This is a genomic window from Staphylococcus sp. GDY8P45P (assembly GCF_017892745.1).
In the GTDB taxonomy this organism is placed as follows: domain Bacteria; phylum Bacillota; class Bacilli; order Staphylococcales; family Staphylococcaceae; genus Staphylococcus; species Staphylococcus cohnii.
This window is the reverse complement of record NZ_JAESLS010000009.1, coordinates 324407-351201: the sequence shown is the minus strand read 5'-3', so window position 1 is coordinate 351201 and position 26795 is coordinate 324407. Positions and strand designations below refer to the sequence as shown.

28 protein-coding genes and 1 other RNA gene are annotated in these 26795 nt (G+C 31.4%); 6 read left to right on the top strand and 23 right to left on the bottom strand.

Features of this window, described 5'->3' with window-relative positions:
* The first annotated feature begins 287 nt into the window (after window positions 1-287).
* Window positions 288-1718 carry a YfcC family protein gene (locus KA873_RS11520; protein ID WP_210140436.1) on the top strand — a complete coding sequence of 477 codons (1431 nt, stop codon included), beginning with the start codon at window positions 288-290 and terminating at the stop codon, window positions 1716-1718.
* A gap of 342 nt (window positions 1719-2060) precedes the next feature.
* Here the strand turns inward: KA873_RS11520 and KA873_RS11515 are convergent, their stop codons facing one another.
* The 7 genes from KA873_RS11515 to KA873_RS11485 all read right to left on the bottom strand — a co-directional run bounded on the left by KA873_RS11515 (window position 2061) and on the right by KA873_RS11485 (window position 9370).
* Window positions 2061-2543 carry a GNAT family N-acetyltransferase gene (locus tag KA873_RS11515; protein WP_210140435.1) on the bottom strand — a complete coding sequence of 161 codons (483 nt, stop codon included), beginning with the start codon at window positions 2541-2543 and terminating at the stop codon, window positions 2061-2063.
* 159 nt (window positions 2544-2702) lie between these two features.
* Window positions 2703-4769, bottom strand: a complete 2067-nt coding sequence (locus tag KA873_RS11510) for a heavy metal translocating P-type ATPase (protein WP_210140433.1) — start codon at window positions 4767-4769, stop codon at window positions 2703-2705.
* Between the two features lie 181 nt (window positions 4770-4950).
* Complete coding sequence (locus KA873_RS11505; protein WP_210140432.1) at window positions 4951-5322, bottom strand: VOC family protein; 372 nt, start codon at window positions 5320-5322, stop codon at window positions 4951-4953.
* Between the two features lie 941 nt (window positions 5323-6263).
* Window positions 6264-6743, bottom strand: a complete 480-nt coding sequence (gene isaB, locus KA873_RS11500; protein ID WP_210140431.1) for an immunodominant staphylococcal antigen IsaB family protein — start codon at window positions 6741-6743, stop codon at window positions 6264-6266.
* A gap of 280 nt (window positions 6744-7023) precedes the next feature.
* Entirely contained in the window at window positions 7024-7407 is a 384-nt protein-coding gene (locus KA873_RS11495) for a YxeA family protein (protein ID WP_107505350.1), read from the bottom strand.
* 510 nt (window positions 7408-7917) lie between these two features.
* Window positions 7918-8322 (bottom strand): phosphate-starvation-inducible PsiE family protein, encoded by a 405-nt coding sequence (locus tag KA873_RS11490; RefSeq protein WP_107523733.1) that lies wholly within the window; start codon window positions 8320-8322, stop codon window positions 7918-7920.
* An 829-nt stretch (window positions 8323-9151) separates the two neighbouring features.
* Window positions 9152-9370, bottom strand: coding sequence for a hypothetical protein (locus KA873_RS11485; protein ID WP_210140429.1), 219 nt, complete (start codon window positions 9368-9370; stop codon window positions 9152-9154).
* A gap of 477 nt (window positions 9371-9847) precedes the next feature.
* Here KA873_RS11485 and KA873_RS13635 point away from each other — a divergent pair, with 477 nt between their 5' ends.
* A complete protein-coding gene (locus KA873_RS13635) occupies window positions 9848-10414 on the top strand; it encodes a hypothetical protein (protein WP_245337707.1) in 567 nt (188 codons plus the stop codon).
* A gap of 518 nt (window positions 10415-10932) precedes the next feature.
* Here the strand turns inward: KA873_RS13635 and KA873_RS11475 are convergent.
* The 3 genes from KA873_RS11475 to KA873_RS11465 form a co-directional block, all read right to left on the bottom strand.
* The gene (locus KA873_RS11475) at window positions 10933-11271 is read right to left on the bottom strand and encodes a sigma-70 family RNA polymerase sigma factor (RefSeq protein ID WP_210140423.1); all 339 of its coding nucleotides are present in this window, start codon (window positions 11269-11271) and stop codon (window positions 10933-10935) included.
* The gene (locus KA873_RS13630; protein ID WP_245337706.1) at window positions 11268-11417 is read right to left on the bottom strand and encodes a hypothetical protein; all 150 of its coding nucleotides are present in this window, start codon (window positions 11415-11417) and stop codon (window positions 11268-11270) included. Before KA873_RS13630 ends, KA873_RS11475 begins: the two co-directional genes overlap by 4 nt.
* Window positions 11418-11898: 481 nt before the next feature.
* Window positions 11899-12579, bottom strand: coding sequence for a hypothetical protein (locus tag KA873_RS11465; RefSeq protein ID WP_210140422.1), 681 nt, complete (start codon window positions 12577-12579; stop codon window positions 11899-11901).
* Window positions 12580-12944: 365 nt separating this feature from the next.
* Here KA873_RS11465 and KA873_RS11460 point away from each other — a divergent pair, with 365 nt between their 5' ends.
* The 4 genes from KA873_RS11460 (at window position 12945) to KA873_RS11450 (ending at window position 14972) form a co-directional block, all read left to right on the top strand.
* Window positions 12945-13361: a cytidine deaminase gene (locus tag KA873_RS11460; RefSeq protein ID WP_210140421.1), complete on the top strand. Its 417-nt coding sequence runs from the start codon at window positions 12945-12947 to the stop codon at window positions 13359-13361.
* Window positions 13362-13474: 113 nt separating this feature from the next.
* Window positions 13475-13645 (top strand): hypothetical protein, encoded by a 171-nt coding sequence (locus tag KA873_RS13625; protein ID WP_245337705.1) that lies wholly within the window; start codon window positions 13475-13477, stop codon window positions 13643-13645.
* A 24-nt stretch (window positions 13646-13669) separates the two neighbouring features.
* A complete protein-coding gene (locus KA873_RS13620; protein ID WP_285159973.1) occupies window positions 13670-14146 on the top strand; it encodes an HAD family hydrolase in 477 nt (158 codons plus the stop codon).
* Between the two features lie 193 nt (window positions 14147-14339).
* Entirely contained in the window at window positions 14340-14972 is a 633-nt protein-coding gene (locus tag KA873_RS11450; protein WP_210140420.1) for a hypothetical protein, read from the top strand.
* Between the two features lie 50 nt (window positions 14973-15022).
* Here KA873_RS11450 and KA873_RS11445 read toward each other — a convergent pair whose 3' ends face one another.
* The 13 genes from KA873_RS11445 to KA873_RS11385 form a co-directional block, all read right to left on the bottom strand.
* Window positions 15023-15331: a YolD-like family protein gene (locus KA873_RS11445; RefSeq protein WP_210140419.1), complete on the bottom strand. Its 309-nt coding sequence runs from the start codon at window positions 15329-15331 to the stop codon at window positions 15023-15025.
* A gap of 459 nt (window positions 15332-15790) precedes the next feature.
* On the bottom strand, window positions 15791-16093 hold the full coding sequence (locus KA873_RS11440) for a sigma-70 family RNA polymerase sigma factor (RefSeq protein ID WP_245337704.1): 303 nt from the start codon (window positions 16091-16093) through the stop codon (window positions 15791-15793).
* An 11-nt stretch (window positions 16094-16104) separates the two neighbouring features.
* On the bottom strand, window positions 16105-16386 hold the full coding sequence (locus KA873_RS11435; protein ID WP_210140417.1) for a hypothetical protein: 282 nt from the start codon (window positions 16384-16386) through the stop codon (window positions 16105-16107).
* A gap of 101 nt (window positions 16387-16487) precedes the next feature.
* Window positions 16488-16847: a transfer-messenger RNA gene (gene ssrA, locus KA873_RS11430) on the bottom strand.
* Between the two features lie 99 nt (window positions 16848-16946).
* Window positions 16947-17411 carry an SsrA-binding protein SmpB gene (gene smpB / locus KA873_RS11425; protein WP_154409369.1) on the bottom strand — a complete coding sequence of 155 codons (465 nt, stop codon included), beginning with the start codon at window positions 17409-17411 and terminating at the stop codon, window positions 16947-16949.
* Window positions 17412-17433: 22 nt separating this feature from the next.
* Window positions 17434-19806 carry a ribonuclease R gene (gene rnr / locus KA873_RS11420; RefSeq protein ID WP_210140415.1) on the bottom strand — a complete coding sequence of 791 codons (2373 nt, stop codon included), beginning with the start codon at window positions 19804-19806 and terminating at the stop codon, window positions 17434-17436.
* 35 nt (window positions 19807-19841) lie between these two features.
* A complete protein-coding gene (locus KA873_RS11415; RefSeq protein ID WP_210140413.1) occupies window positions 19842-20582 on the bottom strand; it encodes an alpha/beta hydrolase in 741 nt (246 codons plus the stop codon).
* Window positions 20583-20722: 140 nt separating this feature from the next.
* The gene (secG, locus tag KA873_RS11410) at window positions 20723-20956 is read right to left on the bottom strand and encodes a preprotein translocase subunit SecG (RefSeq protein WP_019469442.1); all 234 of its coding nucleotides are present in this window, start codon (window positions 20954-20956) and stop codon (window positions 20723-20725) included.
* A gap of 68 nt (window positions 20957-21024) precedes the next feature.
* Entirely contained in the window at window positions 21025-21486 is a 462-nt protein-coding gene (locus KA873_RS11405; RefSeq protein ID WP_210140408.1) for a hypothetical protein, read from the bottom strand.
* Between the two features lie 219 nt (window positions 21487-21705).
* A complete protein-coding gene (gene eno / locus KA873_RS11400) occupies window positions 21706-23010 on the bottom strand; it encodes a surface-displayed alpha-enolase (protein WP_019469444.1) in 1305 nt (434 codons plus the stop codon).
* A 192-nt stretch (window positions 23011-23202) separates the two neighbouring features.
* Complete coding sequence (gene gpmI / locus KA873_RS11395) at window positions 23203-24720, bottom strand: 2,3-bisphosphoglycerate-independent phosphoglycerate mutase (protein ID WP_119517710.1); 1518 nt, start codon at window positions 24718-24720, stop codon at window positions 23203-23205.
* A gap of 1 nt (window position 24721) precedes the next feature.
* Window positions 24722-25483, bottom strand: coding sequence for a triose-phosphate isomerase (gene tpiA / locus KA873_RS11390; RefSeq protein ID WP_107383692.1), 762 nt, complete (start codon window positions 25481-25483; stop codon window positions 24722-24724).
* A gap of 64 nt (window positions 25484-25547) precedes the next feature.
* Window positions 25548-26738 carry a phosphoglycerate kinase gene (locus KA873_RS11385; protein WP_107383691.1) on the bottom strand — a complete coding sequence of 397 codons (1191 nt, stop codon included), beginning with the start codon at window positions 26736-26738 and terminating at the stop codon, window positions 25548-25550.
* Window positions 26739-26795: the final 57 nt, after the last annotated feature.

Below are 26795 nucleotides of genomic sequence, written 5' to 3'. Positions count from 1 at the left end.
TAAACACTTATAATTAAAGATAGTGCCTTGTTACTGTCTTTAGTTATCAAATAAATAAAATGTTTCTAGTAAAATCTAGTAAATGAGCTGCACAGTTCAATTACTAGGTTTTTTATTTTATATTAATTCACACTAAATTGTTTAACTAAAATCATATTTATTTAATAATTTTATAAAAATTTTGTTATAATTATGTTTAAATTAAAATTTTCAGAAAATTAAGATTTTAATTTTTATATAGCCATGATATATTTTCATTATTTATGTTAGCTAAAAGGGGTGTAGCAATGAAATTTTCAAAAAATAAAGGGAAAACAACAAATAAAGACAGGAAAAAGGTCGAAATGCCACATATTTATGTCATATTATTTATATTTGGTGTCTTAGCCACCATTTCAACTTACCTCATTCCTTCCGGAGAATTTGATCGAATTAAAGGACCAGAAGGTAGAGAAATGGTTGATGCAGACTCATTTCATTACATAAAAGCTACACCAGTGAATATCATTGACTTTATATCCATTATTCCAAGAGGTCTCATTGAAGCAGGTGAAATTGTATTTTTCACACTGATTATTGGTGGTATGTTTATGATATTAAGACGTACGGGCATTATTGAAATTGGAGTTGATAAACTCGCGCGTAGGTTTTTAAATCATAGTATCTTTATCATTCCAGTACTGACATCAGTATTTGCAATTATTGCTACTCTCATAGGTACTGCTGAACTTTCACTTGTATACATACCCGTTATCATTCCATTAATTATTGCTTTAGGTTATGATTCTATAACCGCTACTGCGATTGCGCTATGTGGTACTGTTGTAGGCTTTACAGTCGGTGTATTAAACCCTATCAATACTGGGTTAGCACAAAAATTATCTGGTATTCCTGTTTTTTCTGGTATTGGCTTAAGACTAATAATCTTTGTAGTTGTGCTTATTATAACGATATTATTTATAATGAGATACGCACGAAAAGTAAAACAAAACCCACATATTAGCTTAGTTTACCAAGAGGACACTGAAAAAAGACAAACCTATAAAGACATTACGAAGCACGAACCGCTAGTTGCAACTCAACGTCAAAAAATTGGCATTGCAGTTGTATTAGCCTTTTTTATTGTACTTGTTTATGGTGTTACTACACAGGGTTGGTTTATGGTTGAAATGTCCGGGTTATTTATCATTATGGGAATTGTTGTTGGATTAATTACTGGATTGAATACGCGTGAAATTTGCGAGTCATTTAATGACGGATTTAAAGACGTATTGATGGGAGCTATCATTGTAGGTCTCGCACGTTCTATCGCAGTAGTTCTTGAAGACGGTAAGATTATGGACAGTATCGTGCATGGCTTAGGTTCTGTTATTGACGGTGCAACACCGACTGTCGCAGTCATCGGAATGTATCTCGTTCAGGTATTAATTAACTTCATCATCTCATCAGGAAGTGGTCAAGCACTTGTCACTATGCCTATCATGGCACCATTAGCAGATATGCTAGGAATTACTCGTCAAACAGCTGTTTTAGCTTTTCAATTAGGCGATGGCTTCACACATGTATTCTATCCTACAAGTGGTTATTTCATGGCAGCATTAGCCATTGGTGGCGTTTCTTATACTAAGTGGATCAAGTTTTTCTTCCCTTTATTTATTATGTGGGGACTTATTTCAATTATTTCATTAGTAATTGCACAATTAATTGGCTGGTCATAAATATACAAATGCTGGCAAACAGACAATTCAGTGGCTTTCATAAAGCTTTAGTCATAAAAAAAAAGTCTCTTTCTATATCTGTCCAATAGAAAGGGACGTCTTCTCTATTTTTATAAAAAGTCATAAGTCATTGGACGCTTATTTCCTTTATGGTAATAAACCTATAGAATCATTCTAAGTTGAGGTTGAACCTCATTTATATTGCCAACCAACATTCATTAAAACATCTAAAAATAATTGCTTAATTCTAAAAATATTTCGTTATCAATTTGCATAGATTACCGATTTTTAAATTCCCCTACTTAAAACTTTTGATAAATTTTTAAAAATTAGCGTTTTATTTTAATGTGTATCATTCCCTATCACTTTTTCCATTCTATAATTAGTAGTTTGAAACCCTAATTTATTGTATAAGGATACTGCCCTCTCGTTGTGACCAAACACATGTAAACCAATACGATGTATATTTCTTTTTTGGCAATAATCTTCGAAACAAAGCATCGTTTTTTCACCTAAGCCTTGACCTCTATAACTGTCAAAAATATGTACATCATAAATAAAACATTTAGTTTTCTTTTTAATCCCCTCAAAATGTAACCAACAATATCCAATCATTTCATCCAAATAATTAACAGAAAATAAATCCTGATTTTCAGTAGCTAATCCATAAGGCAATAGTTTTTCAAAATCTGAACGTGCCCTCTCAATGGCACCTTCTGCTTCCCAATCACCACTTTTTATATGTTCATGCGCATATTCATGAATGCTATTTTCATAAATTTCATCAAAAGTTTTTTGCGTCATAGGCTCCAGTTTTAACGACATGTCATACCCCCTTTTTAATTAGCACTAGTTTAGCATAATTCATTTCTAGTTTACTAATTAAAAAAAAGTGGAACAAACACTTTACCTTTAAAAGATTGTGTCTTTCCACTTTATTCAAGTCATTATATTCGTACGCGTTCATTCAAAATTTTTGTGGTTCTACTTCAATTTTAATGTCATTGCATTAATTGCAACAATAACCGTACTTAAAGACATCAAAATTGCTCCGACAGCAGGAGATAATATTAACCCTAAAAATGCTAAAACACCAGCTGCGAGTGGTACAGCAACAATGTTATATCCAGCTCCCCACCATAAATTTTGAACCATTTTTCTCATAGTATTTTTAGAAAGTGAAAGGAAATGAATTATATCTGATGGTGTACTTTTAACAAGAATCACGTCTCCTGATTCAACAGCAACGTCCGTACCAGCACCAATAGCCATACCTATATCCGCTCTAATTAAACTAGGTGCATCATTGATACCGTCACCAACCATCATTACTTTATGTCCATTATTTTGATAATCTTGAATAATTTTTTCTTTATCCTCAGGTAATAATTGTGCATGGACATCATTAATACCTAATTCTTTAGCCACTGTAGTTGCAACTTCATTATTATCTCCTGTTAACATCACTGGCGTAATATTTCTTGATAATAAATCTGAAACCATCTTTCTTGAACTTTCTTTAATTTTATCCCCTTGTGCAATAACTCCTATTACTTCTTCGTTATTAATTAAAAAGCTAACTGAGTTACCTTGTTTCGCAAGGTTTTCAAATTCTTCGATATTATATTTCAAGTTGTTATTTTCTAAATAGCTTACATTTGTAATTTTATATTTTTGATTTTCAATTATACCTTCTAATCCAACACCTGGTATATTGGTAACTTCTTGAGGATTTTTAATTTTGATACCTTTACTTTTAGCAAATGTCACGATACCTAAAGCGAGTGGATGATTGGAATTACTTTCCAATGAAGCAAATAAAGATAAGATTGCTTCATTATCACTTTGATCTGTATAACTTTCATAATGATTCACTGAAAAATCACCTTCTGTTAAAGTGCCTGTTTTATCCATCATAATATAGTCAATATATTGAGCTAATTCAACAGAAGATCTATTTTTTATGATTAATCCATTATGTGCGCCAATAGAAGTAGAACGCGCCGTAACTAGAGGTATAGCTAATCCCAGTGCATGAGGACAAGCTATAACCAATACCGTCACTAATCTTTCCAAAGCAAAATCTATATTATTATGGATAAGCATCCACACGATAAATGCTATTAAACCAACACTTACTGCAAAATAAAATAGATAACCCGCTACTTTATCTGATAATAATTCCGCATCAGACTTATCATTTTGTGCTTGATTTACTAATCCCATCACTTGTGATAAATAGCCATTCTCTCCTGTAGCAGTTACTTTGACATGTACCGTGCCTGAACCATTAATTGAACCACCGATAACTTCATCTTGTTCATTTTTAACTACTTGCTTAGATTCTCCTGTTACTAATGATTCATCTACTGAGGTACTTCCTTGAGTTATCACTCCGTCTGCCGGTATGCATTCTCCAGCTTTTACTTCCACAATATCATTCGCTGAAATTTCAGATATAGAAACCTCTTCTTTTTCTTCCGAATCTATCACTCTTATCGCTTTATTAGGTAAAAGTTCAGCCATTTTTTTCAAAGCATTACCTGCATTACCAACTGTATTCATTTCAATCCAATGTCCTAACAACATAATCAATATTAATGTAGCTAATTCCCAGAAGAAATCCATAACATGCCCAGATGCATGGCTAAAATGATTCATATAAAATGCATATAAACTATAAATATATGCTACAGAAATACCTAACGCAACAAGCGTCATCATACCAGGCTTTTTAGATAAAAGTTCATCTTTGGCACCAGTTAAAAAAGGTTTACCACCATAGAAAAACAATATTGTGGCAAGCACTAATACGATCCAATCGGAACCATTAAATGAGAATTGAAACGGTAATTTTATTCCCATCATTGGTGATAAAATGACGATTGGTATAGCAAATAACAGTGATATAAAAAATTTACGCTTAAAATTGCCATGGTGATGTCCCTGGTGATCATGCATATCATGTCCTTCATGATGCTGTGTATGATGTTCCTCATGCATCCCATGATCATGATGATCGCGTGATTCATGATTATTTGAATTTGTCATGTTTTATCCTCCTTATAGAGTGTAACGTTATTCTCTTAGCATTAATGATTATAACATATACCCCCACAAGGTATAATAAATATGCTTGCGATTATTAAAAAGGACCAAAACCAAACGAATTTCATCGATTTGGTTTCAGTCCTATTGACGGCAGTTATTTATTTCAAGAAAATAATAAATGCTATTCACTTACGGCGAAATAGTTACCTTGTCCATCTTGAAAATTAAATACCCGAGTTCCTGACATTTCAATAATATCATGTCCAGTTAAGCCTTTAGCTTTTAACTTTTCATAAAGTTCATCGAAATTTGATGCTTTAAACATAAGTGATGGTGTACCCAAATTAACTTCTGGACTATATTTTTTAATAAATGCTTTTTCCATAATAGAAATCGATGTTTCGGCCTCATTATTGGGTGCTATTTCTACTGCTTTATATCCTTCTGCTAATGTTTCTTCTGATAAAACGACAAATTCCATTATATTTTTCCAAAAATCAACAGCTTTTGACTGATCATCTACATATAGCATGACCTGATTTAATTTCTCCATTTTACAATACACCTTTCCAATTTCAGACTTTCTTAAATATAACCAAAACAATATACATATAAACGATTTATCCTAAAATAATTTACCGTTCATTATAAATAACCACCTTTAAAGGTGGCTTCAAAATAGGTATAATTCTATGTAACATAAAATAGAATTAGATTTTACAACGCTTTTATAATAAAATTCGATAACACTGTGACATATATAAATTATTATTATATAATATGAGCAAATAATACATTTGTCATACATGTTTCAATATCACGCTATATCAAAGAGAGGTGCTTTATGAGATTTAAAAAAAGTCTAAAATATTCCATTGTTTTTTTCTTGATAATAACATTTATTACAATTTTAATCAGACCATCAGAAACAGGAATTAATAAAATTATGAACGCTTCTAATTTCGAAACATTGATTTTAATCAGTAACGAATTTTTAAAAACAATATCTATAAGTTTACCACCATCAATCATCATATTTTTGGTTTTTTATTTTTATATTTTAAGACCTCAGAAGGACTAATATGCCAAATGAATTTTAGACAAACGTACTTACCTTTTATGACAACGCATAAAAATTGTTAAAACTAAATTTATAATTAAAAGTTAATTCCTTCTCAAAGAACATGCTTAAATCCTTACTTCCAAAATTGTGTATATAATTATATCCTTAACCTATTAAAGTCACACTAAAAATATTTTTTATTACAAAAACGCCCACCAATTGGTGAGCGTTTGTTTATTAGAAATTCAGTTTTATAAAAAGAACCAATAGCATTGCCTATTTTCTATTAATCACTTAATGTCTTGTACATTTGTAAAGTGCACACTGCTAAGAAATTTAAGAATGACATACATGTGATAAAAATACACTTTCATTAACTACATTATTTATTAAATTCGATTGATTGTTTAGTATTCCCTTTATATTTCACTTTAAGTATTAATTTGTACTTTGGTTACATAACCATCGTTTACATAAAATTTAATTGACGTACCGTTATAATTACGTTCATACATATGTCCTGCTGGTGTGTCGGTTACATCTGAAGGACCATATACTGTTAACAAATCATTTTTTGAAACAGATTTACCATCTAAATCAAAAGTAACAGCATCTGCTTTATTTTCGCCAGTTTTACGAAATGATTGATCATATATATCTACCATCTCAGCTGTTTCTGCGTCACTATTTGTAATTTTATAACCATTAATTGTTAAATTACCATATTTAATTGCATTAATAAAATCTTGATCCAAAATAAATTCACTATTTGCTGATGTATAACCTGTATAATTATAATATGGCGTTTCTGCTGCTTGGGTTTGTGATTGATGTGAATCGATTGCTGCTACACCTACTGCTGTACTAAATACGAGGCTGCAAGATAACATTATCTTTGACACTTTATTCATATTAAACACTCCCTGTAAAAATTTTGAATCTTGGTTGATTCAATTGTAATATTACACTTTCATTACAAAAAGTCAATTATTTACTTATTATAATAATTCCTAAAATTTTCGAGTTCCCAAAATCAACACCTCACAAATCGTTAGAAAATTACAAGACTACGATTCATTGATTAAACTAGTAAAACTACGACTTACTATAGAATTCTAATTCATGTTCATCAATAAAAATAAAGGAACTGTTTGAAAGTCCCTTTAAAGTGAGTTATCAAATTATCATTTTTTACTTTTCAATTTCTTCAATTGCTTTTTTAGGTATATCCTGTTTGTTAACTTCTTCATATGTAGCTACATGAGCTCCCTTATGCGTTATTTTCAAATATTTATCTAGCTTTAAACTTTGAGAGGCTGTGAAAGTAAGATTTCTACTTTCGCCTTGTTCATCATAAGCTTTTTGTGTGTAACTGACTCTATCATATTCCAAAAATTCATCAGGTTTTTTTGTTTTTACATAACTGCTTTCCTTTTTAACTAAGGGGTTAATGTGATCAATTAAACCAGCTATTTCTCCTTCTTGTTTTTTTCCATTTGATACTAAATACATTCCTATTAATATTATTGCTAAAGCTAGTATTACAACTGGCATTAAAATCAATATCTTCTTCATTTATATTCATTCCTTTCGTTATATAAAATTATTTTATCAATCAAAATGAATTAAGTGTACTTACAATATTGTTATCTTTTTTCACTTAAAATTCAGTTGAATATAAAATGTTAAAAATATATTTTTGGAAAGGATAATTAAATGAAGGAAATCAAATAAAACACATCAAAATAACGCAGAACAACCTAATCGTGAACAGCCACAACAGATTACAAAAGTACAAGAACCACAAGAGTATGACTATGAAGGGAATGGTGTTTATAGAACACCTAAGGAAGAAAAAACTCATGGAAAATAGATAAATGAGCAACATAAATGATAAGAACAACAAATGAAAAAAAGACAGGATGAAATACTAGATGAAGTAAAGCCAATCAATTAATACTTTTACGGGCATCTAACTCTATCCTATATATTTTCATCAAAAAACGCCTAACATAGTTAGACGTTTTTGATGATATGTGTGATTGAGAAGAAATCAAATCTTGATCTCTTCCAAACTTTATTGGATTAATCTAATGAAGTTTTTTTCAATAAATATAATGCTATGATTAACACAACGATTGTTAAAGATAAAATCATTGTCTCTATTGCATTATAGTGCTCCACTATAATAAACCTTATAACTGCTGTTATTCCGACATAAATAAAAAACTGTAATGAAAAATGATAATTTCTTTTGAAATATTGAATAATCAATATTATAAACTCAATATGCATAAATGCTACCAACATTTTTTCTACTACATAATTATATTTAACTGTTTTATTTATTAAAAAGCTATTAATCATTTCGATAATTTCTTTAAATAAAAATACTATTAAAATTATTGCTAATAATGCTATACAAAGATTTAATAATAAAAATAACAGCTTTGTAAAATAACCAACTACTTTTTCATTAAATTCATTCAATTAAAGTATCCTTTCTACAATACTACTTTTTTAGTTTTATTATAACTTTATTAATATATTTCGAATAATCTTTGCCAGTTTTCTTCATTATACTGTCATTCACTTTATGAAGTAACTTTTCCATTTTCCCATTTTCAGCATATTTTTTAATTAGCTTTTTTATTTTATATTTCATAGTACGATCACCTTCTAACTTATATTCATTTTAAATTAAATTTGTAAATTCAATGCAAGATTCATAATAAGTTTTTGTAAATTAACCACCACTCAATGTGATGCTTGGATGATGTAGATACAATATACTATAAATATCAATGAATATATTGCGTTTAGTGAATATACTAAAATCATTTTAAAAAAACAAATAATTTATGTTAGTTAACTAAGAATCACTTGCTGTCGTCCCTATTGCCGTACTATTTACGAGACCGTAAGATATCATAAACTTTGACACTTGTTCAAATTAAATACTCACAAAAAATTTTGAAACTTAAGTTATTCGCATGTAATATTATAGCTTCCCTTTTTACTATAAAAACAGAGCAAGCACATATGCACTTGCCTTCCAATCAATAAACATAAATATAAGAAAAACTCGTTTCGAACACCTGAAACAAAAATAAGCTCTCAACCATCATAGATGAAAGCTTTTTATTGGAGTTGAAGTTAAATTTTAAAAATAACTTAAACTCGTTTACTCATAATATATTCAATTCCTTAAATACATGAAATGATTACTTTACTGTTTCTGCAAAATTTCTCAATCATTTTTATAATTCAACTTATATTTCACACCGATAATTTAATAAACTATGCTGCTATATATAACTTAATGATTGTCGTTCAAAAGTTCTATGTCTATTGAAATAATTTTACTCACATTAATATATCTACCACTATCTTTTAAGTAAAAGTATTCATGCTTTTTAATCGCTTTTTCAAACCTTTTTAATGCCACTGTTTCACTAATTTGCCAAATATTTTCTACATACTCACGAAACATATTTCCATCGTTCGTTTTTATTTTAAAAACAAAAATTTCGTCCATCTATATTCACCCTGTGTAAGTATTATAAATTAATTATCCAACTAATTACTTAGCATTGCAAATTAGATACTTTATATAATGTTCACCATGAATAAAATTCTAAATTTTTTAGACCATTAATGATTCTTATGTGTTATTTTAAAAGTCGCTTTTTTCTTTCGTATTTTAGTATTTATATGTTTTTAACTTCTAAATTTTCCCGTTACATTCATACAATAATTCAAAATGATAAATCGCTTAGAGTAAACGTAAACCTTTGCCATTAAGTAATTATGTTCCTAACATTCGTCTGTGATGTATCAAAAAATGTATAAACATATAAGTTATTCGTTTGATGTACAATAATCGTATTTGATTTACATATAACTATAAGTATTTTCACAAAAAATAATAATCATCATAACTTTTTGTTATCACTTTTATTTTTTATGTATAGTACAATTAAGTTAATAATTTATTTTTAAAGGAGAGCATTAAATGAAAAAAATCTTATTTTTATTATTAGCTAGTTTTTTATTATTAGCAGCATGTGGAAATAATGAAGAAAATAAATCAGAAGATAAGAAGGAAACGAAGTCATCCGAAAAGGCTGACAAAAAGAAAGATGATAAAAAATCTGAGGATAAAAAAGACAAATCAGATGATAGCTCTAATGAAGAAGTAGCAACACAAGATAAAATTAATGAACAACCTGTTCAATCACAAGAACAAGTGAATACACAAGAACAACAGACAGCACAACAATCTGAAGAACAACAAAAATCACAAGTAGCTAATAACGAGCAATCAAATGTACCTGCTGGTGATGTAATGTTTGGTGAATATAAAGATGATGGTACTTATTGTACAGTTGGTGGTTGTTTAACACCTGAACAACAAAAAGACCAAGAAGAAGCAAACTATGAAGAGATGGAAAATCAAGGATATTCTCGTGAAGAGTACGATGAAATTCAGAATAAAGCTGCAGAATTGCAACAACAAAGAGACAATGGAGAAATTTCATCAGAAGAATTTACAGATAGTTATCTTGAATTATATGATTGATAATTTTATTTAACATATTTTTATATGGGCATTTAACTATGCCTTTTTTATTTTATCTCCACAATATCTTTTAAATTCAACTTACATATTCAAATTTCTTCATATAAATGTAGTATCTGAGTGTGAACGCCGACCCTGTGAATGTAAGCATATTTAAATAAATAAACGCCCCATCTATTTATTTAGATGAGACGTGTTTCACTAAGTATGTAGTTTAAACTTTTTTAAATATGGTCTTTAACAAAGTTTACTACTTTCACTACAGTGTCTGGATTATTCGCAACCCATTTAACTGCAGATCCTACTGCATTTATTACTGTCTCCATTTTTACTATCCCCCCCTGTCATTTGAATATAAACAAATATTAACAAAATTTATTTGTTTTAATATTTGTTTTTCTTAAACGCTTAATTTCTTTTCCAAACTGTATAATAAAATAAATTGATTTTAATTTTATAAAATATGTATTAAGACGTAAAAAACAGGGCAAGCACCGCTATTTGTGTACCCTCGATAATTAATACGCTATCTTATCCAACAACTCATTTAACATCTGGTTAACTCTAAGTGCTTTAACTCCAAATATATTACCTATCTTTTCAAAGCTAACACAGTTACAAAGTAGTAAAAATAAATTGTGTTCTTTTTCAGTCGTTACTCTTTCAATAGTTGCTTCTATTTCAATATAAAATATACTTTCTTCAATATAACTATTATCTATTTCATGCGATTCCACTTGATCATTCACACTAAAAAAGTCATCCACACTTGTATCATCGTCACGCTCATCACTATTATTCATTGCTTTGTGATAGTTCAATATAAACTCCTTCACTGTTGCTTTATCATAATTCATACATAACCTACTGCTTTTGCAACACGTTTTAATATAACTTCTTTTGCATGTCTTAACGTTAATTCACTTATACCCATCACATCAACTATAAAGTTCTCTGTATGGTTGTTATCGTCCCACCATGACAATTTAATAATCTGTTGCACTTTTTACTTGGCTATTGTTGTATACCTCTGTAATGCCTTTTACAATCGATTCTAAATTCATATATTGGTACTCATCCATATCACTAGGTTTATTCTTATAAGTATCTACCATGCCATGATAATTACGCAGTTATCTTTCTAAAACAACTCTCAATAAATTTCAAATCTTTATACAAGTAAAAAGCACTCAACCCCAATGGTTGAGTGCTCTAATATGGAGACGTCGGGAGTTCATTAAAGCGATTATGTATACATTTAAAAGTCGCTATAAGCATTGTCAAATCAACGTTTACATTGACTTGCTAAATGGGTGTAAAATGTTAAAATTGAAAAAACAACATAAATTTGTACACTTTTATCTGTATTATCGCTTTCTATTAAAATTATAAATACGGATTATCTCAAACAAAGTATTTATTATATTGTAATAATCAACTAATCTTTAATACTATAGTTGCTACCTATTTCTATAACTCTAATTTTAAGTTTTCAATGGAACATTTATCTTCCCTATATTCTCCACGAATCTATCTAAAGTAACAAATGTACTCATACATGACTTTATTTTTCCCAGTTCATCTTTCTTCAATGTTGAATTAGCAATTTGATTTATATTATCCTTAATATTATTTTTGTCTTTATTATCTAAATCATTTGGCAATAAAACCTTATAAATATCTTCTATTGCAACACTAACACTTTGTAAAATTTCCATTCTTCTTGTTAACAATTTTATATCTTCAACAGTTAAAATATTAAAATTTGAAGAAAAAAACTGTTTATATTTCCAGTGAATTTCATCTACTTTATTAAGTAAGTTATGGTTGATAAAAACTGTAATAATTTCTGTTATATGATCTACATTATTTTCAAGCAATGCTTTTGTATTCCTCTGATCACTATCTTTAATACTATTAAAATTTAAATAAAAATTTAGCGAAAAAAATGTATCAATCAGTCTATATGATCTTAAATCTACAATTTGATCTAATGAGTAAAGAGCCATTTCACTTTTTTCTTTTTCTTTCTTCTTCTCACTATTACTTTTTTCAATTTCTTGTCTAATGGGAATGACAACACCTTTATAAGCTAGAAATACCATAATAAAATTTAAAATAATCATTATACAATTTGATATAAATGACATTACTTCTATGCTCACAAAATGCCCCCCTTTTTTAATTATATAGCTTGTATATAAAATTGATTTTACACAAATTCATCTAAAATATCTAATAATAATAAATATTGTTCATAAATAATATTAACAACTAATGCACTCAATAATTAATTTTTAATTGATATTTATATTTGTGTAATGACCTTTTTAGTTTAGATAAACTATTTAATTTAGAATTTATAAACATGCTTCTGACATTCACTCTGTGCTGCATTGAGAACTGAATATACGTGTAGTTGTTCGTTTGGTGTTCTATAATTATCAATACATATTTTAAAAAAGCATCCCCTATTTATATTTAACTATAGTAGTATTGATTTATACAATTATTTATTGGAGGTATGTTTATGAATATTGAACAAAAACTTTTCGAAGATGCTAAATCCTTAATCAAAGAACGTTATCCAAATGGATGGGGTGGTGCAGCTGCAATTTATTCGAAAAATGGAAACACATATACATCAGTCGCACCAGAAATTATAAACGCTTCTAGTGCCTTGTGTATTGAAACTGGAGCAATATTAGAAGCACATAAGTATCAAGATATAATAACTCATTCAATTTGTGTTGTAAGAGATGATGAATATAGTGATTTTAAAATACTTACCCCATGTGGTACATGCCAAGAAAGATTACTATATTGGGGAAATAAAATTAAAGTCGGTATAACAACTGATAATGAACAACTCCAATACAAAAATCTATATGAATTACAGCCACATCATTGGACTAAGGCTTACTATGATATTGAATTTTCAGAATAAATTTAATATAAAATGAGTTATATATCCTTTTAATTAACTTTATTTTATACTATCAACATTTTTCAAGAAAATAGATGACTTGTTTTCAAACCTATTATTTAAGGAGGTGTATTATGATAAAAGCAATTTTATTTGATTTAGATGGAACAGTTTTAGATAGAAAATCTTCTTTAATAAAGTTTATTGATTATCAATATGAAAAATTCATTAGTTACTTAAATCATATTGATAAAAACTCTTTCAAAAATAAATTTATTGAATTAGATCAAAATGGCTATGTTTGAAAAGATAAAGTTTATGCACAATTAATCGATAACTTTAATATTACTGGTTTAAACGTTGATGATTTACTAGATGATTATATTAATAATTTTTGCGAACAGTGCTTACCATATCCTAATTTAAAAGATACTTTAGATATACTAAGCTCAAATAATTACAAATTAGGTATTATCACAAATGGTAAATATCCATTTCAATACCATAATATTAAATCATTAAAAATCGAACAATACATGGATGTGATTTTAGTTTCTGAAAGAGAAAAAATCAAAAAGCCTAATTCTCTTATTTTTGAAAAAGCTGCTAAAAAATTAGATGTAGACTTATGTGAGTGTCTGTTTGTTGGAGATAGTTTTAAAAATGATTATGAAGCATCTATGTCTGCTGGGATGCAAAGTATCTATAGGTTAAACAATGAAAATGAAATGCATTATGGAACTAATAGCATTAAAAATTTGTATGAACTAACCGATATTGTAAAAAAGGCTAATAAACTTTTGTAATTCTCACATTTTATAAAATAACCACTTTGAAAAATGACCATTAATTTAATTTGAAGTAGATCATAACCTTTTTATCAAAATATATTATAAGTATATTCATAATAAACAGGTTTAACCTTAACTTTTTGTTATAACTTTTATTTTGTAAGTATAGTACACTTAAGTTATTAATTACTTTTAAGGGGATGTATAAATGAAAAAAGTCTTATTTTTATTATTAGCCAGTTTCTTAGTTTTAGCAGCATGCGGGAATAAAGAAGAAAGCCGATTGGATGATAAAAAGGAAACTAAATCATCTGAAAAAGACGACAAGAAGAAAAATGATAAGAAGTCTGACGATACTAAAGAAGATAAATCTGACGATGAAAAATCTAACGAAGATACTAAGCAAGTAGCAGAAAACGAAAATACACAAGAACAGCCTACTGCTCAAGAAAATGTACAGTCACAAGAACAACAAACGCCTAATACACAACAAGCGCCCGTAGACTTCCAACAACAACCTATTCAATCACAGGAACAACAACCTGTTCAATCGCAAGAACAGCAACCTGTGCAGCAATCTGAACAAGATACAACACAAACACAAGAAGCACCTAGACAAGCACAACCACAACAAAACACACAATCAAATAAACAAAATAACACTACCAATGAAAATAATTACATTCAACAAAATCAGGAATGGAGAGAAAATTCCGCAAATGGGTTATCCTCTGGTGAAACTCAATTAAAACAAGAAATTTTAAATGGTACTTATGAGGGTAATGATAGCGAAGAAATAATGGAAGCTATAGAATATTATGAACAACAATACGGTCAATAATATTTAAGGTCACCTTACTGTAATTTATATTAATAAAATACCCCACCTATTCATTTAGGTGGGCTTATTTTATCTCCACAATATCTTTTAAATTCAGCAGTTTCTTCATATAAATATAACAATTGTTCATAGTCAATTACTTTGCGAATGTAACCTTCTATATTTTTAATATATCCACCTTCATAAAAACTAATAATCACTTCGGGATCATTGAGCATTTTGAACATTAAAGCTTCGTTCAATTCATACAGTTGGTCATCGCTTAATAAAGGTTTATCTATTTTGTTCTGGTCCTCAACATACTGCTCTAATCTCTCATACTGTTCAGCCATAGTCTTAAATGGCTGCCATTTTACCATGCCGCGTCCTTTTGGTATGCGTGGATTAAGATATTCACGTGGTATTTTACGATAGTCCGTTTCATTTTATATTTATCTGGCATCATAGTATCACCTCAATAAACATAATAGAACGTTTGTTCGTGTATGTAAAATAAAAAATAACCACCCAGTGACATGTGTGAGTGGTTAGTAAGCAAACAAGTATTAGGAAACAAGGTTTGAAACTGCATTTACAGCAGCTTTGACTGTATCTATCATACCAGTAAGTGAAAAAGGACCAGCATACATTTTTATCACTCCTTAATTGTTTGACTTGAGTATAATTTAACACAATTTTCTAACAATTAATTATAAATTCCCTAGACATTTAATTTTACTTCCAAACTGTATAATAAAATAAATTGATTTTAATTTTATAAAATGTGTATTAAAACGTGAAAAATAAGGCAAGCACCGCTATGTGCCTATCCTAGATAATTAATACGCTATCTTATCCAACAACTCATTTAACATCTGCTTAACTCTAGGTGCTTTAACTCCGAATATATTACCTATCTTTTCAAAACTCACACCATTACATAGTAATAAAAATAAATTATGTTCCTTTTCAGTCGCTACTCTTTCTATAACAGTTTCTATTTCATTATAAAATATACTTTCTTCTACATTATTATTATCTATCTCATGAGTTTCTGCTTGATCGTTAACATTAAAGAAGTCATCAATCCCGACATCTTCATCACATGAAACTCTATTATCTTGTATCTTGTGGTAATTCAATATAAATTCTTTTACAGTACCTTTATCATACTTCGTACATAATCTACTGCTTTCGCAACACGTTTTAATATAACTTCTTTTGCATGTCTTAACGTTAATTCACTTATGCACATCAAATCAGCTATAACTTCATCTGTGTACTTCTTATCATCCCACCATGACAATTTAATAATCTGTTGTACTTTAATATCACAATCGTTATAAACTGTTGTAGTGCCTTTTACAATCGTTCCTAAGTTCATATATTGAAGTTCATCCATATCACGTGATTTATTCTTATAACTATCTACCATGTTATGATAATTACGAAGTTATCTTTCTAGAACAACTCTCAATAAATTTCAAAATGTTTATACATGAAAAAAGCCTACAACCACATGGGTTGCAGACTCTATAGTGGAGACGGCGGGATTCGAACCCGCGTCCAGAGGTCCTGATACTAATCTTTCTACGTGTGTAGTCTATCAAGGTATTTCGCATAATGTTAGGTGATAGACAGCCGACATTATGCTAGTTCGATTAATCTCTTCTAGGCAGACTTCAAACGGCAGTGCCTAGCGTATCCTATTAAGGTTGAATCGCGTTAACTGCACATAGGAAATGCAGTTAGGCGATGCAGAGTGCTATTAGGCAGCTACTGCGAAATTATTGTTTGATTTGTCAGTTAATTTTTAACTGTGTGTGTTGGTGCGGAGACAGCCCTCCGACACGCTTAACTAGCTCGGGGACCCCTGTCGAATCCAAAAACGCCCCCGTAATAATATAATGTACTTTCTGCAGATTTAATCATCTATCTTTTTCAGAAAGCACATATTATATTACCAAAGATCAATGTCTTTGGCAATATTTTCGCTTAATAACGCGCTTTAAGTGCTCTATCTACGTCGCGCTTCATTGCTTTTTCTTTCAATGCTTGACGTTTATCATGTCTTTTCTTACCTCTTGCAACACCAAGTAAAACTTTGCATTGACCGTGTTTTAAATAGAGTTTTAAAGGAATGATGGAATAACCAATTTCTCTTGTGCGTTCCCCTAATTTTGCTATTTCACGTTTGTGTAATAGTAATTTACGTGAACGACGCGGGTCATGGTTAAATCGATTTCCTTCTTCATATGGGGCAATGTGCATATTATTTAAAAACATTTCGCCACGATTTACTTGCGCATAGCTATCTTTAAGGTTTGCACTGCCACGACGAATGGACTTAATTTCTGTCCCTTTCAACACAATGCCCGCTTCAATCGTATCTTCTATATTAAAATCATGTCTAGCCTTACGATTTTCAGCTAATGTTCCTGGTGATTTTTTCTTTGGCATTGAGTTTCACCTCTTTGTTGAATTATTTTTTCTTCTTACGAGCTTTATTTTTTACTTTTTTATCTTTGTAAAATGGTTTGTGTTTGGTATTACCACTTGCTGACTTGTTTTTATTGCGTTGGTTTTTACCTTTACGTTGGTTTTTCTTGCCCTTTTTATCGTTATTTGAATTATCTAATGATTGACCACGTGGTTTCGCTTGAATGGTCTTACCACGTGAAGGTCTTGGGCTGCGCTCTTTTTTCGGTAATGGCATACCAACAATTTGGAAATCAATCATACGCTCATCAACATCTACGTTAACAACTTTGATTGTAACTGGATCACCGATGCGAAAGACTTTAGCTTGGCGTTCTCCAATCATTGCCATTTGACGTTCATCGAAGTGATAATAATCGTCTGTCATCTCTGATACATGTACCATACCTTCGATTGTATTCGGCAATTCGATAAACATACCAAAATTAGCCACAGAACTAATGATACCCTCATATTCTTCTCCAATATGTTGAACCATGTATTCTGCTTTTTTCAGTTCATCTGTGTCACGTTCTGCTTCGATCGCTCTTCGTTCTCTTTGTGATGTATGATCAGCAATTTCTGGTAATGCTTCTTCCCATTTATTAAGTGTTTTATCATCCATTGTTTTATCAATAAGATATTTACGAATGAGTCTATGCACGATTAAATCTGGATATCTACGAATCGGTGACGTGAAGTGTGTATAGTGCTCTGCTGACAGACCGAAGTGACCTAGGTTCACATCATCATAACGTGCTTGTTGCATTGAACGTAACATCATTGTAGAAATGACCATTTGCTCTGGTTGGCCTTCTACTTCTTGTTGAATTTTTTGTAAAGTTGATGGGTGAACTTCTTCACCAGTACCTTTAATCATTAAACCAAAGTTAGTAATAAAATCAAAGAATTGACGTAAACGTTCTGATTTTGGTTGCTCGTGAACACGATATATAAATGGCACATTTAAACGATCAAAGTATTCTGCTATCGTTTCATTGGCTGCTAACATAAACGATTCGATGAGACGTTCACCTTCACCGCGTTTTCTTAATTCTACGTCTGTTGGGATACCTTCATCATTGACAAGTACTTTGGCTTCACTGATATCGAAGTCAATTTCACCGCGGCGTCTGCGCATATTGATTAAACGTTCTGATAAGTCTTTAGCTAAATCTAGCATTGGTGTAACTTCGTTATATTGTTTGCGCGTGTCTTCATTTTGATCTGTAATAATTTCATTCACTTCATCATAAGTCATACGATAATTAGAATGAATCACACTATCAAAGATTTCATGATTAACCACATGACCACGTTCATCTAATTCCATCTGACAACTTAAAGTTAATCTATCCACTTGTGGATTTAATGAACAAATGCCATTACTTAGTCGATGAGGTATCATTGGAATCACACGGTCTACTAAATAAACACTCGTTGCACGGTCATACGCTTCTTCATTTAACGCTGACCCCTCTGTTACATAATAACTGACATCAGCGATACTTACCGTTAATTGCGTATGTCCATTATCTAACTTTTTCACGCTAATCGCGTCATCTAAGTCTTTAGCGTCTGCACCATCAATTGTAATGGTTAGCTCATTTCTTAAATCACGACGTCCTTCGATTTCAGATGGTTTAATTTCATCTGGAACAGCTTCAGCTTCCTCTAACACTTTATCTGGGAATTCAATTTCAATACCATGTTGATAGATAATCGACAAGATATCGACGCCTGGATCATTTTTATGGCCTAAAATTGCAGAAACTTGTCCTTCTGGGTTATCGGTACCGTCCGCATATTTTGTGATTTGTACTAAGACTTTATGTCCATCTATCGCACCTAAATTATGGCCTTTGGGAATAAAGACATCTTGCATAATGCGTTTATCATCAGGTAACACGAAACCAAAATGTCGAGCTTCACTGTACGTACCCACTACTTGCGTAACAGAGTGCTTTTCAATTGATTTCACTTCACCTTCTAGCTTACCTTTATGTTCACCTTTAGAGTTTTGTAATTCGACAAGTACGGTATCTCCATCCATTGCACGATTAATTTTCGTAGGTGGGATAAAGACATCATCCATATCATTGTCTTCAGGACGTAAGAATGCAAAACCTTTTTTATTTTGGCTAAGTGTACCTTGTATTAATTTCGATTGCTTTGATTTTTTAGATTCCTGACGTTGGTATCTGTCTGTCTTTGTACGTTGAATTAATCCTGTTTGTTCTAATTCAACAAGTACCTTGATTAAGTCTCTAAATGAGTCGGCACTATTTAAACCTAATGCATCTTGAAAATCTGATACAGACATGGGTTCATAATCTGGTTGTTTAATAATTTCTTCAATGGATTGCTTTAAATTCATTATGCCCCTCCTTTCTTTTATTAAATACTGTAAATTTATTTGGACCAATATAATGATTCTAAGAATTGGTATATATCTTCAAAAACTTGTTCTTTTTCTTTATCAATTGTAATGACATGTCCTGAATTCGCATACCATTTAATCTCTTTATCATCTGAGTCGCTTTCATTGTATATAATGTTAGCAGAATCTGTATTAATCATTTGATCTTGCTCACCTTGGATAACCAGTAGCGGATCCATAACCTCATCTACTTGATTACGTATACTTTGAATTTGACCTTGTAAATCTTTTAAAGTATCTGTTGGATGAAACGCATCCATTTCTCTTTCTACTGTTGTTTCATCTTTGCCTTCGTATTTTTTAAAATTACGTGCATACGTTAAGACACCATCAAACATTGCACCTTCAGTCTTAATATGCATAGGTGAACACATTGTTATAATACCCTTTACATCTCTATCTAAGCTTATTTTCAATGCATAACAACCACCAAGTGATAAGCCAGCCACCACAATTTCATCATATCCTTTATCCACAAGGAATTCATATCCATCTATCGCATCTTTATACCATGCAAATGGACTAGATTGAAGTATCTCTTCTGGTGGTGCTGCATGCCCGTCATATTGTGGCGCATAAGAAGTGTAACCCTTTTTTTGTAAGAATCGACCTAATTGTCTTACATCTGAAGAATTTCCTGTAAAACCGTGTAAAAGTAATACAGCGCGATTACCTTCTTCAAAAAAGAATGGTTCTGGTAATCTAATTTGCATCGTGATTCAATCCTTTCGTCCAAGCTATTAAAATAAATATGATATCAGTTGTACTCAAAATATATTCCCTACTTTGAAGCATTTAAAAGCCGAATACTTCTATTATAAATAAAAAAGCCCGACTTTTACATTGTCGGACCTTATAAACCAAAATAACTTATGCCTAACATTAACAAGAAGAAAATGACAGACAATACAATTGTTAATCTATGCAAGAATAAATCAACGCCACGTTGTTTTTGTTTACCAAATAACTGTTCAGCGCCACCGCTTATCGCACCTGATAGTCCATTACTTTTACCTTCTTGGAGTAATACAACAGTCACTAATGCAATACAATCTAAAATTAAAATGATCATGAAAAATGTATGCATAAAAATTGTCCTCCATTCATTATATACGAACCGCATTATATCACACGTTTAACTTATTTAGCAAACTTCTATCTATTAAAAGTGCTTTTACGTTTGATTGAAACAACCAACATATAAATCGCTAAAATAAGTGACATGATCAATACAATTGTTAACGGTAAGATATTTATCATTGATTTTGTATCTAATATCGCCTCATAAACCGAACTGATATTAACTAAATTATATACAATTTGTGAAGTGAATACTGCAAACATAAACCACCACAAATACGTGTGCCTATTCCAAATCGCAATAATCCCTGTTAAATTAGCAATCACATACATGATACCTGTAAATTGGAAACTGTTTTTTATAACACCAATTGCGTTTTCAGAAGGCTTTTGTCTACTATTTATTAACATTTGTTTTATCACACTGTCATCTAAAATAACAAATAAATGGATGGCATATAATATTGCTATGATAAGTGAAGTGTAAGCAAGAAAATGACCTGTTCTAATTTCTTTTGTTTTAGGTTGTGCCTTCATAATCAGTCAATACTCCTTCTATAATTTACACTTTTAATTATATCAGTTTCACTGACAAAGATGAACAAATTAAATAACGTTGACGATGTATTTATTGAATCTTATCTTTGTCTGACACAATTTTGAATCATAAATGATATTAACGTGTCTTGCAATAAAAAAACACGCAAACCCATTGGGCTTACGTGTTAGCGCGTGAACTCTTTTTCAAGATAAATATTATTTATCTAAGTTGTAGAAAGATTTAATACCATCGAATTTGCCTGTTTCAAACAATTCATCTTCGATGCGTAATAATTGATTGTATTTAGCAATACGGTCAGTTCTAGATAATGAACCAGTTTTAATTTGGCCTGCATTTGTAGCAACTGCGATATCCGCAATAGTTGTATCTTCTGTTTCACCAGAACGGTGTGATACTACTGCTGTATATCCAGCTTTTTGAGCCATTTCAATAGCATCAAATGTTTCAGTTAATGTACCAATTTGGTTAACTTTAATTAAGATTGAGTTACCAATGCCTTTTTCGATACCTTCTGATAATTTAACAGTATTTGTAACGAATAAATCGTCACCAACTAATTGAACACGATCACCGATGCGGTCAGTTAATACTTTCCAACCGTCCCAGTCATTTTCATCCATACCATCTTCAATAGAAATGATTGGATATTTATTAACTAATTCTTCTAAATAGTCAACTTGTTGTTCTGCTGTAAGTTTTGAACCATTTTCACCTTCAAATTTAGCATAATTATAAACGCCATCTTCGAAGAATTCAGATGAAGCACAGTCAAAGCCTAAGAACACATCTTTACCAGGTTCTAATCCAACTGCTTTGATCGCTTCTAATATTGTTTCAACAGCATCTTCTGTACCTTCAAATTTAGGAGCGAAACCACCTTCGTCACCTACTGCTGTTTCTAAACCACGGTTTTTAAGGATTGATTTTAAGTTGTGGAAAATTTCTGCTCCCCAACGTAATGATTCTTTAAATGTTTCTGCACCAACTGGTAAGATCATGAACTCTTGGAATGCGATTGGCGCATCAGAGTGAGAACCACCATTTACAATATTCATCATTGGAACTGGTAATTGTTTACCATTGAAGCCACCTAAATATTTATAAAGTGGTTGACCTAATAAATCAGCTGCTGCACGTGCTACTGCAATAGAAACACCAAGAATAGCATTTGCACCTAATTTACCTTTATTTTCAGTTCCATCTAATTGAATCATCATTTTATCAATTGAGACTTGTTCTAATACTGAAAATTCACCTTCAATTAATTCAGGTGCAATAATTTCATTTACATTTTCAACAGCTTTCGTTACACCTTTACCTAAATAACGTGTTTTGTCTCCGTCACGTAATTCTACTGCTTCGTGTTCACCAGTAGAAGCACCTGATGGTACAAGTGTGCGTCCAAATGCACCACTTTCAGTTAATACTTCTACTTCCACTGTTGGGTTACCACGTGAGTCAAGGACTTCGCGAGCGTAAACATCTGTAATAATTGGCATGTTTGTAATCTCCTTTATAATAAGTAGTTTAGAAATATTAAATTTCATCTTCATTATAGCTATAAATGCTATAAATACAAATAATTTAATTACTTCAATTTGATTATGCGTGTCATCAGTCTTTTAAGCAAATTTTAAACCGTGACACGCTTTTATTTTGCTAATTTTAGTCCATATTTTATTTATATCAAATTAATGCTTGATGAGTGATTCGCCAGTCATGTCTTCAGGTTGTTTTACTTGTAACAAATCTAACAATGTAGGTGCTAAATCACCTAGTCGACCTGTTTCACGTAAAGTTGCACCCTCTTTAGTAACAATCACTGGTACAGGATTAGTCGTATGTGTTGTCATCGGTTGCTCATCATCAGTCAATACCATATCTGAGTTACCATGGTCAGCTGTAATAATGGCATGACCACCCATATCAACAATTTTATCTACGACTTCACCTAAGCATTCATCAACCGCTTCAATTGCTTTAATCGTAGGTTCAAGCATACCACTGTGACCTACCATATCAGGGTTGGCAAAGTTTAATAAGATTAAGTCTAAATCACCTTTATTTAACTCTTCAATGAGTGCGTCTTTAACTTCATAAGCGCTCATTTCTGGTTTAAGATCATAAGTTGCAACTTTAGGTGAGTCAATCAATCTACGACGTTCGCCTTCAAATTCATCATTGCGGCCACCACTCATAAAATAAGTGACGTGTGGGAATTTTTCAGTTTCCGCTATACGTAACTGTTTCAAGCCATTATCTTGTGCAACTTCACCAATTGTATTAGTTAAGTCAACTTTTTCAAAAACAATTTTCGCATCAACATTATCATTATATTTTGTAAATGTAGCGTAGAATAAGTCATTTACTTGATCCACTTTAAAGCCTTCAAATGCTTTATCTGTAAAGATTTCAGACAGTTGACCAGCTCTATCAGGACGGAAGTTATAGAAAATGACTGCATCTCCATCATTTACACCAATATTTTGATCTTTGATGATAAATGGTTCAACAAATTCATCAGTTAAGTCTTTAGCATAGTTTGCTTCAACACCAGCTTTAGCTGATTCAAATGTTTCTCCACCAAAGTTACGAATTGCGTTATAAGCTTTTTCTTCTCTATCCCAGCGTTTATCACGGTCCATTGCGTAATAACGACCTGAAACAGATGCGAATTGACCAATGCCTAATTCTTTAAACTTAGCTTCTGTATCTTCGATATATTTAAGTGCAGATTTTTGATCTACATCACGTCCATCTAAAAACGCGTGTACATAAACTTTGTCAACGCCTTGCTTTTTGGCTAATTCTAATAAAGCAAATAGATGTTTATAATGACTGTGCACACCACCATCTGACAATAAACCAAAAATATGAAGTGCTGAGTCATTACCTTTTACGTGTTGAATGGCGTGATTCAATACATCATTTTCAAAGAAATCGCCATCTTCAATAGATTTATTGATACGCGTTAAACTTTGATAAACAATGCGTCCAGCACCGATATTCATATGTCCAACTTCTGAATTACCCATTTGACCTTCAGGAAGTCCAACATCCAAGCCACTTGCTTCGATTTGGGTTGTTGGATACTGATTATAATAACGATCAAAATTAGGTTTATTAGCTAGTTTTACAGCATTACCATGCTCACTTTCTCTATTTGCAAAACCATCTAAAATAATTAATGCAGTTGGTTGTTTAGCCATATTATTTTGCACCTTCTAACAATTGTACAAAATCATCCACTTTAAGTGATGCGCCACCTACTAATGCGCCATCAATGTCTGATTCTGCCATGTATTCTTTTATGTTGTTAGGTTTAACACTACCGCCATATTGAATACGTGTTGCATCAGCAACTGCTTGTCCAGATAAATCTGCGATTGTTTCTCTTACAAATGCACACATTTCATTGGCATCTTTTGCAGTTGATGATTTACCAGTACCGATTGCCCAAATTGGTTCATATGCGATAACAACTTGTTTCAATTGTGCTTCTGACAAGCCTTCTACAGCTTTTTTAACTTGGTTGCCAACAACTTCATTAGCTTTGCCACTTTCACGTTCTTCGTCTGTTTCACCAACACAAATAATTGGTGTCATACCGTGATTGAATACAGCATGTGCTTTTTTGTTGATATCTTCATCCGTTTCATGGAAGATTTCACGACGTTCTGAGTGTCCAATAACAACATATTTCACACCTAAATCAGCCAATGCCACTGGTGATGTTTCACCTGTAAATGCACCGTTATCTTCATAAAAGGCATTTTGTGCACCAATTTGTAAGCCTTGTGCTTTACCTTCATTAACTGATGTTACTAAAGCATCTAATTGAATTGTTGGAGCACAAATTACTGATTCTACCTCTTTAGTATCTGGTAATGCTGGTAATTCATTAATAAAATCTTTAGCCTCTTGAACCGTTTTGTTCATTTTCCAGTTACCCGCAATAATTGGTTTTCTCATTATATACACTCCTATTAGTAAATTATGATTATTGTTTAATCAAGTTTTGCTCGTAAATTAGCGATTATTTATTAGCAATCGCAACTACACCTGGCAATTCTTTACCTTCAAGATATTCCAATGATGCACCGCCACCAGTTGAAATGTGACTAAAGTCATCTGCATATCCTAATGAAATCGCAGCTGCAGCTGAGTCGCCACCACCGATGATTGTGTTTGCATCTTTCATCTCAGCAATTGCTTCACAAACACCAATTGTACCTTTTGCAAAATTACTGAATTCAAATACGCCCATAGGTCCATTCCATACTACCGTATGTGCACCTTGTAATTTTTCTTTGAATAATTCCACAGTTTTCGGACCAACATCCATCGCTTCTTGATCTGCAGGTATATCATCTACAGAAACTTCTGTAATCTTCGCGTCATTAGAAAACTCTTTTGCAACTTTACAATCTACAGGTAATACGATTTGATCTCCTGCTTTTTCTAACAATTCTTTTGCAAAGTCTACTTTATCTTCTTCTAATAAAGATAGGCCAATCTCTTTACCTTGAGCTTTGAAGAATGTGTATGACATACCGCCACCAATAAGCACTTTATCTGCAATTTTCAATAAGTTAGTGATTACACCAATTTTATCTGAAACTTTAGCACCACCAAGAATTGCAACAACAGGTTTATCTGGGTTTTCTACAACGCCACCGATATATCTAATTTCTTTTTCCATTAGATAACCTGCTACAGTTTCTAGGTGTGCTGCAATACCTACGTTTGACGCATGTTTACGGTGTGCCGTTCCAAATGCATCATTTACGAAGACATCACCTAATGATGCCCAGTATTCACCTAATTCAGGATCATTTTTAGACTCTTTTTTACCTTCTAAATCTTCAAAACGTGTATTTTCAACTAATAGCACATCACCTTCATTTAACGCTTTGATAGATTGCTCTAATTGTGTTCCACGTGTTTCAGGAACAAATGTCACGTCTTTATTTAATTTTTCAGCTAATGCATTAGCTACAGGTTTTAAAGTTAATTCTGCTTTATCACTTTCTTCTTTAACTTTTCCTAAGTGAGAGAATAAAACGACTTTACCACCTTGCTCTATAATATACTCTATAGTTGGTAAAGCTTGAACGATACGGTTGTCATCCGTAATTTCCCCGTCTTTCATAGGTACGTTAAAATCCGCACGTACAAGTACAGTTTTACCTTTTAACTCTATATCAGATACAATTTTTTTTGCCATGTAATCTTCCTCCTTTAGATGGATGAATAAAGTAAAATAAGCGGAGAAGCGTTGAGC